10 protein-coding genes and 2 pseudogenes are annotated in these 14,803 nt (G+C 33.5%); all 12 read left to right on the top strand.

The window, feature by feature from the left end; translation table 11 throughout:
• The first annotated feature begins 282 nt into the window (after window positions 1–282).
• Window positions 283–1,875: pseudogene (locus HMPREF2897_RS01950) on the top strand (solute:sodium symporter family transporter).
• A 129-nt stretch (window positions 1,876–2,004) separates the two neighbouring features.
• Window positions 2,005–3,189: a 5,10-methylene-tetrahydrofolate dehydrogenase gene (locus tag HMPREF2897_RS01945; RefSeq protein WP_070592533.1), complete on the top strand. Its 1,185-nt coding sequence runs from the start codon at window positions 2,005–2,007 to the stop codon at window positions 3,187–3,189.
• A complete protein-coding gene (locus HMPREF2897_RS01940; RefSeq protein WP_070592532.1) occupies window positions 3,186–4,295 on the top strand; it encodes a 5,10-methylene-tetrahydrofolate dehydrogenase in 1,110 nt (369 codons plus the stop codon). Before HMPREF2897_RS01945 ends, HMPREF2897_RS01940 begins: the two co-directional genes overlap by 4 nt.
• Before the next feature lie 143 nt (window positions 4,296–4,438).
• Complete coding sequence (locus HMPREF2897_RS01935) at window positions 4,439–5,764, top strand: PrsW family glutamic-type intramembrane protease (RefSeq protein ID WP_070592636.1); 1,326 nt, start codon at window positions 4,439–4,441, stop codon at window positions 5,762–5,764.
• A gap of 5 nt (window positions 5,765–5,769) precedes the next feature.
• Window positions 5,770–6,519: a zinc-ribbon domain-containing protein gene (locus HMPREF2897_RS01930; protein WP_070592530.1), complete on the top strand. Its 750-nt coding sequence runs from the start codon at window positions 5,770–5,772 to the stop codon at window positions 6,517–6,519.
• A 219-nt stretch (window positions 6,520–6,738) separates the two neighbouring features.
• Complete coding sequence (locus HMPREF2897_RS01925) at window positions 6,739–7,179, top strand: MarR family winged helix-turn-helix transcriptional regulator (RefSeq protein ID WP_002475659.1); 441 nt, start codon at window positions 6,739–6,741, stop codon at window positions 7,177–7,179.
• A gap of 16 nt (window positions 7,180–7,195) precedes the next feature.
• Window positions 7,196–8,538: pseudogene (locus tag HMPREF2897_RS01920) on the top strand (NAD(P)/FAD-dependent oxidoreductase).
• A gap of 12 nt (window positions 8,539–8,550) precedes the next feature.
• Window positions 8,551–9,027 (top strand): glutathione peroxidase, encoded by a 477-nt coding sequence (locus HMPREF2897_RS01915; RefSeq protein ID WP_070592527.1) that lies wholly within the window; start codon window positions 8,551–8,553, stop codon window positions 9,025–9,027.
• Between the two features lie 315 nt (window positions 9,028–9,342).
• Window positions 9,343–10,074, top strand: coding sequence for a phosphoadenylyl-sulfate reductase (locus tag HMPREF2897_RS01910; protein WP_002458282.1), 732 nt, complete (start codon window positions 9,343–9,345; stop codon window positions 10,072–10,074).
• Window positions 10,075–10,372: 298 nt separating this feature from the next.
• On the top strand, window positions 10,373–12,217 hold the full coding sequence (locus HMPREF2897_RS01905) for an assimilatory sulfite reductase (NADPH) flavoprotein subunit (RefSeq protein WP_002458281.1): 1,845 nt from the start codon (window positions 10,373–10,375) through the stop codon (window positions 12,215–12,217).
• Window positions 12,218–12,236: 19 nt separating this feature from the next.
• Complete coding sequence (gene cysI, locus HMPREF2897_RS01900; RefSeq protein ID WP_002447027.1) at window positions 12,237–13,955, top strand: assimilatory sulfite reductase (NADPH) hemoprotein subunit; 1,719 nt, start codon at window positions 12,237–12,239, stop codon at window positions 13,953–13,955.
• A 21-nt stretch (window positions 13,956–13,976) separates the two neighbouring features.
• Window positions 13,977–14,756, top strand: a complete 780-nt coding sequence (gene cobA / locus HMPREF2897_RS01895; RefSeq protein ID WP_002447028.1) for a uroporphyrinogen-III C-methyltransferase — start codon at window positions 13,977–13,979, stop codon at window positions 14,754–14,756.
• The last annotated feature ends 47 nt before the right edge of the window (window positions 14,757–14,803 follow it).

Genomic DNA, 14,803 nt, shown 5'->3' with positions numbered 1-14,803 from the left:
AGAATATATTAAAAAAATGCCGCTATTACAAAATGTTCTAAATTGCACAATTCATTTTAAGAACAAAAAAGAAGTTTTGAAATTTATATTTCTGTCTATATATGAGTCGTACACGAAATGACAAACGCAATTCACTTATGAAACATTTGTCACTTTACAATAATATGTTGTTAAGTTGATGTAGATACATTCATTGTTTTACGTATAAGTCACTATCGTTGTTTTTTAGGATCTATTTTAATTATATCCAATCGATAAAAGTGGAAAGGAGGAACATATTAAATGAATTGGATATCGATTATTTTATTTATTATGGTCGTAGGTGGCATTTCTTTTTATGCCTATTTGCAATCAAGAAAAATTAAAACGAATAGTTCAGATGGTTATTTTATGGGAGGAAATAGCCTTACTGGATTTACAGTTGCCTCTACAATTATTATGACCAATTTGTCGACAGAATAAATTGTTGGGCAAAATGGTCAAAGCTATGCACAAGGAATGGAAGTAATGGCTTGGGAAGTTACAGCTGCCGTAGCAGTTGTATTGTTGGCATGGGTCTTTCTTCCTAAATATTTAAAATACGGTGTTAATACAATTTCTGAGTTTTTGGAATTACGTTATGATACATTTACTAAACGTTTTGTCTCCATTTTATTTATCTTCACCTATGTCGTATCTTTCTTGCCTGTAGTATTGTACTCTGGTTCCCTAGTGTTCAATAAAATGTTTAAAGTTGATGAATATTTAGGTGTAAGTAGTTCAACAGCTGTCATCATTATTTCATCTATTATTGGTATAATTGGTATTATTTACTTATTTGTAGGTGGTTTATCGTTAAGTGCTTTTAGTGATTCAATTTATGGCATGGCTTTAATCATAGGTGGACTTGCGATTACAATATTAGGTCTAGGTCAATTAGGAGATGGCAACTTCCAACATGGTTTCGACAAAATCGTGCAAGACACACCTGAGAAATTGAATGGTTTTGGTAAGGTGGACTCGGATGTTGTACCTTGGCCAACCCTATTCTTTGGTATGTTCTTTAACAATTTATTCTTCTGGTGCGCAAACCAGATGATAGTTCAAAAAGCACTCGCAGCTAAAAATTTAAAAGAATCTCAAAAAGGTGCAATATATTTAAGCTTATTTAAAGTGTTCGGACCATTATTTACAGTCTTACCAGGTGTAGTAGCATTTAACTATTTTAATGGTAGTCTTGATAAATCAGATAACGCTTACCCTGCACTTGTAACTTCAGTATTACCAGAATGAACATTCGGCTTATTTGGTGCGGTCATTTTTGGTGCAATATTGAGCTCATTTGTTGGCTCATTGAATAGTACGACTACACTATTAACACTCGATTTCTATCAACCTATTTTTGGAAAAAATAAATCAGATAAACATATTGCTCGAGTGGGACACATTGCTACTGTAGTCATTGGAGTTATTGTTGTAGCACTTGCACCAGTCATCTCATTATTCCCTAGTGGTCTTTATGCAGTAGTTCAACAGTTTAATGGTGTGTATAGTATGCCTGTGCTAGCTTTGATTTTAGTCGCTTTCTTTTCTAAACGCACATCTAAATTGGGCGCTAAAGTGACACTCTTCACACATATAATTTTATATGCCATCATCAGCTTTGTATTTACAGAAATTAATTATCTATACACATTTAGTGTATTATTCTTTGTAGATTTAATTATAATTTTGATCTTTAACAAAGTTAAACCATCTAGTGAGTTTGATTTAAACACGCATCAACCGAAAGTAGATATGACGCCTTGGAAATATCGTTACGTTGCAGGTATTATTGTTCTTGCATTAGTAGTAGTAAGTTATATTATCTTCTCACCACTAGTGTTAGCAAAATAAATGTTACAATTAAAACTTAATGATTAACAAAACAAAAGTGTACGTTAAGAACGTTTATCAGCGTGATCACGTGCACTTTTTAACTATGAATAAAGTTGATTTAAAAATTAGAAAGGAGGGACAACGACGATGCAAACAGTCGGAATTATACCTTCACCAGGTATAGCGCATCAACATGCAAAAAATATAATTCCAAATGTTAAACAGTTATTGTCAAAGCGGACTAAACATAATCGATGGAATTTCGAAATCAAAGTCGATCTCATGATAGGATCTGCAGAGGATGTACATGAAAGTGTTGAAAAAGCAGCACAAATTAAAGAGGCACATCAGTGGGATTACGTTGTTTGCCTGACAGATTTGCCAAGTATTTCAGATAATAAAGTGGTAGTCAGCGATTTTAATAGTGACAAACATGTTGCAATGCTATCATTACCGTCACTAGGTTTTATTGATTTAAAGCGCAAGCTAGTTAAAACGATGACTTCATTGATTGAACAATTATATTATAATCAACCGAAAAACAAAAATGCGCCACATCCTTTTGTACGCGTGAAGGCTGTAGAACCAGACGAAGACGCAACATCAAAGCAACGATATATTAATATTTTATTTATCATAAGTTGGATTCAGTTAATTGGTGGACTGACACGAGCAAATCAGCCTTGGAAAAACATCTTTAATTTTAAGAAAATCATTTCAGTTGCCTTTGCAACAGGAACTTATGTCTCCATATTTTCAATGCCATGGGAATTAAGCGTGATTTATTCACCGCTTCGACTTATCATATTGATGGTGATTGCCATACTTGGGATGGCCGGATGGCTATTCTATGCGCATCAATTGATTGAAAAGAAAACTGCTAAATCTCAGCGTGTATATCGATATATTTATAATTCAACCACACTTGTTACACTTAGTTTGATTACACTCATAAATTATGTCATTTTGTATTTATTGTTAATCATCAGTATCACACTCTTTGTCCCTGTGGAATTATTTAATAGTTGGACGAGTGCCCAAGCACAATTTACGTTCTCAAATTATATGAGATTGATTTGGTTTGTATCATCATTAGGGCTTTTAGCTGGGGCTATGGGATCAACTGTTGAAAATGAAGAGAAAATACGTCGTATTACTTATTCTTATAGACAATATCATCGTTATAAAAAAGCTGAGCAAGAACAAAAAGAACAAGAAACTTCTCATGATGTATCACAACAAAATGTCGAACAACAAACTTCAAGTAAAGATGGAAATAATGAACAATATGAAGGTAAAAAACAAGGACATAGAGAGGAGGATGACGCATGACAAATCAAAAAACTGTGGGTCTAGTCGTCGCTCCAGGTGTTACTGAACATCTTGCAGAAAATCTTATACAAGAAATGCCTAAAATGTTATCTACGCATTATGATTATCAGCAAGAATGGATTTTTGATTTAGTTACTGATCCGCTTACTGGTTTTGCTGAATCTGTAGATGAAATTTTTGAGAAAGTAGCCGATTATCACGATAAGAGACAATGGGATTATGTGATAGCAATTACAGATTTGCCTATGTTTGCTGACAAGCAAGTGATGGCATTAGATATTAATATGGAAAATGGTGCAGCTATTTTCTCATATCCTGCATTTGGCTGGCGTCCAGTTAAAAAACGTTTCAAGCATGCGATTTATAATATTATTCAAGAATTAAATGAAGCTGAACAAGAAAGTCGTAATTATGATAATAATAAGCAAATAGAAAATTCAGTGAAAAAGCAATTTCCGCTCTCTAAAATAGACAAGGAAACAATATATATGAAAGAAACAGACTCTTATCACTTAAGATATTTATCTAGTTCACGTTCTAGAGGCATGTTTCGTCTTGTTAGTGGAATGACCTTTGCGAATAATCCATTAAATATGATGGCAAGTTTAAGTAATATAGTAGCTATTGCATTTACTACAGGTGCATTTGGACTTGTATTTACAACGATGTGGCAAATGGCTTATAACTTTTCAATGTGGCGCTTATTTGGAATTTCAATTATTGCGATTATTGGAATGTTAATATGGATAATGATGTCACATGATTTATGGGAACCAGTTAATAAAAGCAATCATAAGCGTATTACTTGGTTATACAATCTTACAACAATAATGACATTGATTTTTGCCATTATCATTTATTATATTATTCTATATTTACTCTTCTTAATTGCTGAAATCGTATTATTGCCATCAGGATTTTTAGGTCAGCAAGTTGGATTAAAAGGTCCTGCAGGCATTGATTTGTATTTAAGTATTCCATGGTTTGCAGCTTCAATTTCGACAGTTGCAGGTGCAATTGGAGCTGGTTTACTTAATGATGAACTCATTAAAGAGAGCACATATGGATATCGTCAACGTATAAGATACGAAGAGCAACGTCGATAAAAGCAGTCGCTTTTATCGACGTTTTATTTTGCAATACGAAAATTAACAGTTTATCTGTCATAGAATATAGCGATTTTATGAGAATTAATTTAAAATATTGATAACAACTTTTTTATAGAGATAACTTGAAAGTAGGGATTGAATTGATTTGTTCTAATTGTGGGGCACATTTAGAGAAGGATGATAAATTTTGTGTTAATTGTGGACAGAGTGTGTTAGATAATCCAAAGACAAAAACTGAACATTTTTTTAGTAGTCAAGAAAGACAATGTCCAAAGTGTCACAAAGTAGTAAATGTCGATGATAAGTTTTGTATTAATTGTGGTCATTTTCTTCAGCAAACATTATCAAATGCAAATGACAACATAGGGTCACATACATATTCAAACACAAAACCTGAAATTGAAAATGAAACTGCAGATCGCATTCGATTAACAGAAGAAGCCAAGCATCTATTTAATAACACAACGAAATCAATAGGTAGGCTAGCAGGGAATGATGAAAGTTTAAAATTGAATTTGCGTGATATGTTTTCTGAGGTGTTTAAATCTCACACCAAAGATGAAGCGGATGATGTATTTATTGCTGGAACAAAGCGTACGACGCCACATATTAATGAAGTTTCCGAGGAGTGGGGTAGACCTTGGGTATTCTCGCGTGTATTTTTAGCTTTAGGTATCACTTTCCTAGCGTTATGGGTATTAACAAATGTATTTGGTAATGCCAATGCCATACCAGGAATGATATTTATTGGCGCACTATTAGTTCCTATTTCAGGATTAATCTTCTTCTTCGAATCTAATGCATTTAAAAACATTAGTATCTTTGATGTAATGAGGATGTTTTTTATTGGGGGTGTATTGTCACTCATTAGTACAATGATTTTATATCAATTTGTTACATTTAGTACTGAATCGCAATATTATGGAATTATGACTATAACAGATGCATTCATAGTAGGATTTGTTGAAGAGGTTGGAAAAGCAACTGTTGTTATTTTGTTTATCAATTATTTAAAAACAAATAAAATACTCAATGGATTACTTATCGGTGCTGCTGTTGGTGCAGGGTTCGCGGTGTTTGAATCAGCCGGTTATATCTTTAGGTTTGGATTTAATTTAGTTGATGGAGTTAATAATATTACTGAAATTACTATACAAAGAGGTTGGACAGCTTTAGGCGGTCACCTCGTTTGGGCAGCTATTGTTGGTGCTGCGGCAGTAATAGTGAAAGAAACAAACCATTTCGAATGGGCGAATATCATCGATAAACGTTTTATATTTTTCTTTTTTGTAGCAGTGACATTGCACGGAATATGGGATACGGAAATAACACTTTTAAGTAGTGGTTATTTAAAATATATTCTATTAATTATAATTGCATGGCTATTTATATTTATACTTATGAAAGCAGGGCTAACTCAGGTGAATCAGTTGCGTGAGGAATACAATCGTTTAGAGGAAAGGTGATATAAATGAAATTCTGCCCTCATTGTGGAAATCCGGTAAAAAAGGAACAGTCATTTTGTAATAAATGTGGAAAACATTTACAGACATCGACACAAAGAAAAAGTGAAAATCAAATTGAACATATGCGTGAACAGCAATCGTATATTTCTCGTGAGGAAAGACAAGATCATGATTCAACATTTTATAAAGGACAGAAACATACAGGTTGGTTGATTGTACTATCAATTATATTTGTCTTGTTGATAGCAGCACTATTGTATGGTGCGTACTATGCTTACAATCATTATATTAGTGATGAGCAAAGTCATCAAACAACACAGTCTCAACAATCAAATGAAAGTAATCAAAATAGCGACCAATCTACTGGTCCAAGCATTGATGTTTTTAGTAATGACTTTGATCAAGGTTATATGAAGTCAGCTTCAACAAGTGGATATAGAGGTGTTTATAATGGAATGACACGTGAAGAAGTTGAAGATAAATTTGGAAAATCCAATGGTTCTGTAGAAAGTTTGAAGTGGAGTTATGAAACATATGGTGATTTAGCTGTAGCCTACGATGATAATGAAGTTGTTAGCGTAGGTGTAGCACCTAATCATATTTCAGAAGATCAATTTTTAAGCATGTATAATGAACCGGATGATAGAAATTCAAGCCAGCTCATTTATGATAGTAACAAAGATAATGACTTCTCTGTGTTAGTTAATGTTAAAAATGGAGACGTTACCGTCATTGAAAATGTAAATCAAATTTAAATATAACGTTTATGGAAAGCCTAAGAACTCAAAGAGTGTCTTGGGCTTTTTCTATGATTAGTGGTCAGGGTATCTTGAATATAATATTATTCCAAGTCTCTTTAACTTTATGGTTGATGGTTAAATGAGAAAATTTTATTTGTGAGCATAAATATTGTGAAAATGTGCGAGTCATTTTACACTATAATCAATCGTGCGCGATTGAAAAGAGGTGAATATGTGAAACAAGAACAAATGAGATTAGCGAATCAGCTTTGTTTTTCAGCATATAATGTAAGTCGTTTATTTGCTCAATTTTATGAGAAAAAGTTAAAACAGTTTGGTATAACTTATTCTCAGTATTTAGTATTACTGACGTTATGGGAAGAGAATCCTCAAACATTAAATTCAATCGGTAGACATTTGGATTTATCCAGTAACACTTTAACTCCATTACTAAAAAGACTTGAGCAATCTGGATGGGTTAAAAGAGAACGTCAACAATCTGATAAACGACAGTTGATAATTACGTTAACTGACAATGGACAACAACAACAAGAAGCAGTTTTTGAAGCAATTTCAAGCTGCTTACCACAAGAATTTGATACAACGGAGTATGATGAAACGAAGTATGTGTTTGAAGAACTAGAGAAAACATTAAAACATCTCATAGAAAAATAAGAAAGGATGAGAGTTAATGAAACAATATGATGTAGTATTTTTAGGAAGTGGTCATGCAGCTTGGCATGCTGCGTTAACATTAAAGCAAAGTGGTAAGCAAGTAGCTATAGTTGAAAAAGATACCATCGCCGGTACATGTACTAACTATGGTTGTAATGCGAAATTTTATTAGAGGGACCTTATGAAGTGCTTGAAGAAGCCAAACAATATCCTAATATTATTGATAGTCACAATTTAGAAGTGAATTGGAAGAATTTAATGCGTTACAAAGAGCAAGTCATTTATCCTATGTCTGAAACCCTCACATCTATGTTTGAACAACAGGGGATTGATGTAATCATGGGGAAAGGTAAAATTGTAGATGCTCATACAATAGAGGTAAATAATACAACATTACAATCAGATTATATTGTTATAGCAACTGGACAACATAGTCATCAATTAGATATCGAAGGTAAAGAATATACGCATGATAGTCGGGAATTTTTATCAATGCAATCTTTACCGAATAGTATAACTTTTATTGGAGCAGGTATTATCAGTATTGAATTCGCTTCTATCATGGTCAAATCTGGTGTAGAGGTCAATGTGATTCATCATACAAATCAGGCACTTGAAGGGTTTAACGAATCTCACGTCAATAAATTAATTCAAAAGTTAAAAGATGAAGGTGTTAAATTTTACTTTAGTGAGAATACCAAGTCAGTTAGACCGAATGCGCAACGTTTTATAGTAGAAACTGAGTCTGGAAAAATGATTGAAACAGATTATGTACTGGATGCAACAGGTAGAAAGCCTAATGTTGAGCAAATAGGTTTGGAAAAAGTGGGTATACAATTTAGTGATAGAGGTATTGAGGTTGACGATTATTTAAGAACAAATGTAAAAAATATATATGCAAGTGGGGACGTTATCGATAAAATGATTCCTAAGCTTACTCCTACAGCTACATTTGAGTCTAATTATATCGCTGCCCATATCCTTGGATTGAATACAGAGGCCATCCAGTATCCACCAATACCTTCAGTGCTTTATTCATTGCCTCGTTTATCTCAAATAGGTGTCACAGTAAGCGAGGCTAAGAAAGATGATACGTATATAATTAAAGATATACCATTCGGAAGACAAATGGTATTTGAGTATCAAAACGAAACAGAAGCTGAAATGTCAATTGTATTAGATAGTCAAAAACGTTTAGTAGGAGCAGAGATTTATGGGAATGACGCTGGTGATTTGGTTAATCTCCTAGTCTTTATCATTAATCAAAAACTTACTGCACACGATTTAAATCAAAATATTTTTGCATTTCCTGGAGCTTCCAGTGGCGTTATAGATTTATTGAAATTGGCGATGATGTAGAGGTGTAACTAAATGAGTATTTATGATATTGCGGTAGAGAATTATGATGGTTCTACCTATTTACTAAAAAAATATAAAGGGAAAGTGCTCATTATCGTAAATACTGCAACTAATTGTACTTTGAATGATCAATTTAATAAATTAGAAATGCTTTATAAAAAATATCATAAGTATGGTCTTGAGATTTTGAGCTTCCCCTGCAATGATTTTAATAATCAGGAGCCAGGATTAATCAAAGATATTTATCGCGTATATAAATATAAGTTTGGTATTACTTTCCCCATCCATGCTAAGATTAACGTTAATGGAGAGCATGAGCACCCTTTGTACATATTATTAAAATGTAAACAACCAGGATTATTTGGTTCGCAAATTAAGTGGAATTTTACTAAATTTGTAGTCGATCAACAGGGAAATATTGTTAAACGATTTTTACCTTGTGATAATCCTAACCAAATGGAGGAATTAATAAGACAATTATTAAAATAAATGCCTGTCTTATACTTGAATTAAAGAATAAAATAATCTTGTTTCATTTGTAATATTTTGAATGAAGCCACGATAAACGAATGGAAAAGAAATTATTAAAGAGTCTGCCATATCATATGTGTAGGCTCTTTAAATTTTTTTATGAGCATATAGGACAAAAAATTTAAATTAATCTCATCTTTATTTCGATAATTTCTCGAGTTACCTTGACTTTCGTTATAAAAGTAGTTAAAGTATTAAACATAATTATTCTGACAATTCTGATATGTTTTGTTGATTTGGATGGGTTGATAAGGTGATAGGGGGGCTCCACAAATGTCTATAAAAAGAATTACTTATGACAATTTTCAAAACGATCCATTTATAAATGAATTAGATATTAATGATGAGACAAAAGGTGCTTATGAGATTTTAAAATGGGCATATCAAACTTATGAAAATGATATTGTTTATTCTTGCAGTTTTGGTGCTGAGAGTATGGTTTTGATTGACTTGATTTCTCAAATTAAACCCGACGCACAAATTGTATTTTTAGACACTGATTTACATTTTCAAGAAACATATGACTTAATAGATAGGGTGAAAGATAAATATCCACAATTACGCATTAAAATGAAAAAACCGGAACTTACGTTAGAGGAACAAGGTGAGAAATATAATCCTGCTTTATGGAAGAATGATCCTAATCAATGTTGCTACATACGCAAGATTAAACCTCTAGAAGACGTATTATCTGGTGCTGTAGCTTGGATATCAGGTCTTAGACGAGCACAATCACCAACACGAGCACATACAAATTTCATTAACAAAGATGAAAGATTTAAATCAATTAAAGTGTGTCCCTTAATCTATTGGACAGAAGAAGAAGTATGGTCTTATATACGTGATAAGGACTTACCTTATAATGAATTACATGATCAAAATTATCCAAGTATTGGTTGCATTCCATGTACATCACCCGTATTTAATTCTAATGATTCACGTGCTGGTCGTTGGTCAAATTCTAGTAAGACTGAATGCGGATTACATGTAGCTGATAAACCATAAGAGATAGTCAAAAAATTTTAATTTAAAAACATAGTATTCCGATAAGAAATAAGGAATTGTTTATTAAAAGCTGATACAGCTTTATTTATAAGCGATTATCTTGAGTAATCAAAGTTTGTATTGCACTTTGATATTATGAATTGTCTTTTCGATTTTAGTTATCATTTGAGTATTACATTTACTGAAAATAATAAATGGTACATACTAGAATTGAAGATATAATTAATAATTTTCAAATATAGACATATATAAACTAATGACAAATATCGGAATAACAAAGTATAAGAGGTGGATAAGATTGAACTTAAGTGTTACCAATAGTCCTTTTACGGAAGGGCAAGCTAAACAAATCAATGAATTGCTTCACACTTTATCACCTAACCAACAAGTATGGTTAAGTGGCTATCTGATGGCAAATCAACAATCAAATACATCTACAGATTCTGTAGACCAACATAACTTAGATGACAATACAGAAGCGATGCTACATGAAAAGGAACCTTCAGTTGAGCCGGAAGCGAGATCGATAACGATTTTATATGGATCTGAGTCTGGTAATGCGCAAGGACTTGCAGAAATATTTGAACAACGTTTATCTGATATTGGAAATGACGTTACGCTCAAATCAATGGATGACTTTAAACCTAAGAATTTAAAGAAAGTAGAAGATTTATTTATTATCACATCTACACATGGCGAAGGAGATCCACCAGATAATGCTGTTGAATTACATGAATACATCCACGGACGTAAAGCGCCAAAATTGGATGGGGTGAGATTTTCAGTATTAGCATTAGGAGATCAAACCTATGAATTCTTCTGTCAAACTGGTAAAGATTTTGATAATCGTTTGGCTGAATTAGGGGCAGAAAGACTTTATCAACGTACTGATTGCGATGTTGATTATGAAGAAGACGCTGAAAAGTGGATGGCCAATGTTATTAATACGATTGATTCAACACCAGCTGGTACTGAAAGTGAACAAGTTGTTAGCGAATCTATAAAATCAGCAAAGGAAAAGAAATATAGTAAGTCTAATCCTTACGATGCTGAAGTATTGACCAACATTAATTTGAATGGTAGAGGTTCAGACAAAGAGACAAGACATATTGAGTTATTACTTGATAATTTCGGTGAAGAATATGAACCGGGGGATTGTGTAGTTGTCTTGCCTCAAAACGATCCAGCTATCGTAGACTTACTTATTAGCACATTAGGTTGGAGTCCAGAAACACAAGTTTTAATTAACGAGGATGGAGATACTTTAAATCTTGAAGAGGCATTAACATCGCATTTCGAAATTACTAAATTAACAAAACCGCTAATAGAAAATGCTGCGATATTTTTTGATAATGAAGAGCTTTCTGAAAAAATTCAAGATAAAGAATGGATTCAAAACTACGTTGAGGGACGGGATTTGATTGATTTATTAAATGACTTCGCAACGACAGAACTACAACCTGAAAATTTACATCAATTATTAAGAAAGTTACCACCTAGAGAGTACTCAATATCTAGTAGTTATAAAGCAACACCAGATGAAGTTCACATTACTGTTGGGGCAGTTAGATATCAAGCACACGGTCGCGAACGTTCAGGAGTTTGTTCAGTTCAATTTGCAGAGAGAATACAAGAGGGCGATACAATTCCTATCTATTTAAAACGAAATCCGAATTTTAAGTTTCCGCAAGATGAATCAACACCTGTGATTATGATAGGTCCTGGGACAGGTGTTGCACCGTTTAGATCCTATATGCAAGAACGAGAGGAACTAGGTTTTGAAGGAAATACATGGTTATTCTTTGGAGATCAACACTTCACTACAGATTTTCTGTATCAAACGGAATGGCAAGAATGGCTTGAAGATGGAACTTTATCAAAATTAGATATTGCTTTTTCTAGAGATACTGATAAAAAAGTGTATGTGCAACATAAAATTGCAGAAAATAGTGAACAATTTAATCGATGGATTGAAAATGGCGCTACTATTTATGTATGTGGTGATGAAAGTAAAATGGCAAAGGATGTTCATCAAGCGATTAAAAATGTGTTAATCAAAGAGCAAAACCTATCTGAAACAGATGCAGAAGAATACTTAAAACAAATGAAAAGAGATAAAAGATATCAAAGAGACGTGTATTAATAGAAGGGACGGGGGATACATGGTTAATACAAATAATCATATTTCGGAAGAATTAGATAAAAATCTTGATGAAATGGAATTTTTAAAAGCAAATAGTGACTTTTTGCGTGGAACTATTGAACAAAGTTTAGCTAATCCAATCACTGGATCCATTACACAAGATGATGCAAAACTGCTAAAGTTTCACGGAAGTTATATGCAAGATGACAGGGATTTAAGAGATGAGCGTCGTAAACAAAAACTTGAGCCTGCATATAGTTTTATGATTCGAGTTCGTGTACCCGGGGGGAAAGCGACTCCTGAACAGTGGATTGCTATGGATGATATTTCTAATCAATATGCCAATCATACGATTAAATTAACAACACGCCAAGCATTTCAATTTCATGGCATTCTTAAACGTAATTTGAAACAATCAATGAAAAATATCAATCATGCAGTACTTGATTCTATTGCTGCATGTGGAGATGTTAATCGTAATACAATGTGCAATCCTAATCCTTATCAATCTCAAGTACATAAGGAGATTAATGATTATGCAACGCGTATAAGTAATCACTTACTTCCAAGAACAAATGCATATCATGAAATTTGGCTTGATGGTGAAAAGGTTTTAGATTCTAGTGAGGAAAAGGAACCTATTTATGGGAATACGTATTTACCACGTAAATTCAAAATAGGTATTGCGGTACCACCATCTAATGATATTGACGTCTATTCTCAAGATATTGGTTTAATCGCTATCGTTGAACAAGATGAGTTAATTGGATTTAATGTGACTATCGGTGGCGGTATGGGTATGACTCATGGTAATACAGAAACATATCCTCAACTTGGACGTCTCATAGGTTTTATACCTAAGGAAAAGGTTGTAGATGTATGTGAGAAAATACTTACAATACAACGTGATTATGGTAATCGTGAAAATCGAAAAAATGCACGTTTTAAATATACAGTGGACCGTCTAGGAGAAACTTGGGTGACTGAAGAATTAAACCGACGATTAGGTTGGGAAATTAAAGCGCCACGTGATTTCGAATTTGAACATAATGGTGATCGATTAGGTTGGATTGAAGGTGTTAATAATTGGAACTTCACTTTATTTATACAAAATGGGCGTGTGAAAGATACTGAAGACTATTTGTTAAAAACAGCCTTAAGAGAAATCGCAGAAATCCATACTGGAGATTTCAGATTATCACCTAATCAGAACTTAGTTATTGCAAATGTTTCTCCCGAGAAAAAGGAAGAAATACAAGCTATTATTAATAAATATAAGTTAACAGATGGCAAAAATTATACAGGACTTAGAAGAAATTCTATGGCTTGTGTTGCTTTCCCAACGTGTGGTTTAGCTATGGCAGAATCTGAAAGATATCTTCCTTCATTAATTACAAAAATTGAAGATTTACTAGATGAGTCTGGTTTAAGAGAGGAAGAAATAACGATTCGTATGACAGGTTGTCCTAATGGATGTGCAAGACCAGCGCTAGCAGAAATAGCTTTTATCGGTAAAGCACCTGGTAAATATAATATGTACTTAGGTGGTAGTTTTAAAGGCGAACGTCTAAATAAAATATATAAAGAGAATATCGACGAAAATGAAATATTAGAAAGTCTACGTCCATTGTTATTGCGTTATAGTAAAGAGCGTCTTGACGGAGAACACTTTGGGGACTTTGTAATTCGTGCCGGTGTGATAGCCAAAGTTCATGATGGTCGCGATTTTCATAGCTAAACGAGAGGGGTAGTGTTTCATATGGGGAAAGTATATTTAGTTGGAGCTGGACCTGGCGATCCAGAATTAATAACATTAAAAGGTTTAAAAGCCATTAAAGAAGCCGATGTCATTCTTTATGACCGACTTGTAAATAAAGAAATACTTAATTATGCTTCTCCTTCTACTAAGTTCTTCTATTGTGGTAAGGATCCTCACAGGCACTCCTTACCGCAGGAAGAAACAAATAAAATGATGGTAACCTTAGCCAAAAAAGGGCACACAGTTACACGTTTAAAGGGTGGCGATCCATTTGTTTTTGGACGTGGCGGAGAAGAAGCAGAGGAATTAGCATGTCATAATATCCACTTTGAAATTATACCTGGAATTACATCGGGAATTGCAGCACCAGCATATGCTGGAATTCCAGTAACACATCGTGATTATAGTTCTTCTGTAGCATTTGTAACTGCAGTGAATAAACCTGGTATGGATAAAGGCAAATACTGGCAACATTTGGCCAATGGTCCTGAAACTTTATGCATATATATGGGGGTTAAGAGACTCAGTGAAATTTGTGAGTTGTTAATACAATATGGCCGTTCGTCAGAAACACCAGTAGCTCTCGTGCATATGGGAACGTCAAAACAGCAAATGACAGTGACTGGGACACTGGATACAATTCAAGAACGAGCACATCACATTCAGAATCCAGCAATGATTATTGTAGGCGAAGTGGTTAAGATGAGAGAAAAAATTAATTGGTTTGTAGAACAAGCAACTGTTCAAAATGAAACGTTAACGGAAATGTCATCAACTTAGCGCATACATTTAACGCAACAATAAAAATCATGGATAAATATCATGTT

It is taken from the genome of Staphylococcus sp. HMSC065D05, assembly GCF_001813195.1.
GTDB classification, from domain to species: Bacteria; Bacillota; Bacilli; order Staphylococcales; family Staphylococcaceae; genus Staphylococcus; species Staphylococcus epidermidis.
The sequence above is the reverse complement of the archived record's forward strand: the minus strand, read 5'-3'. Positions and strand labels throughout refer to the sequence as shown.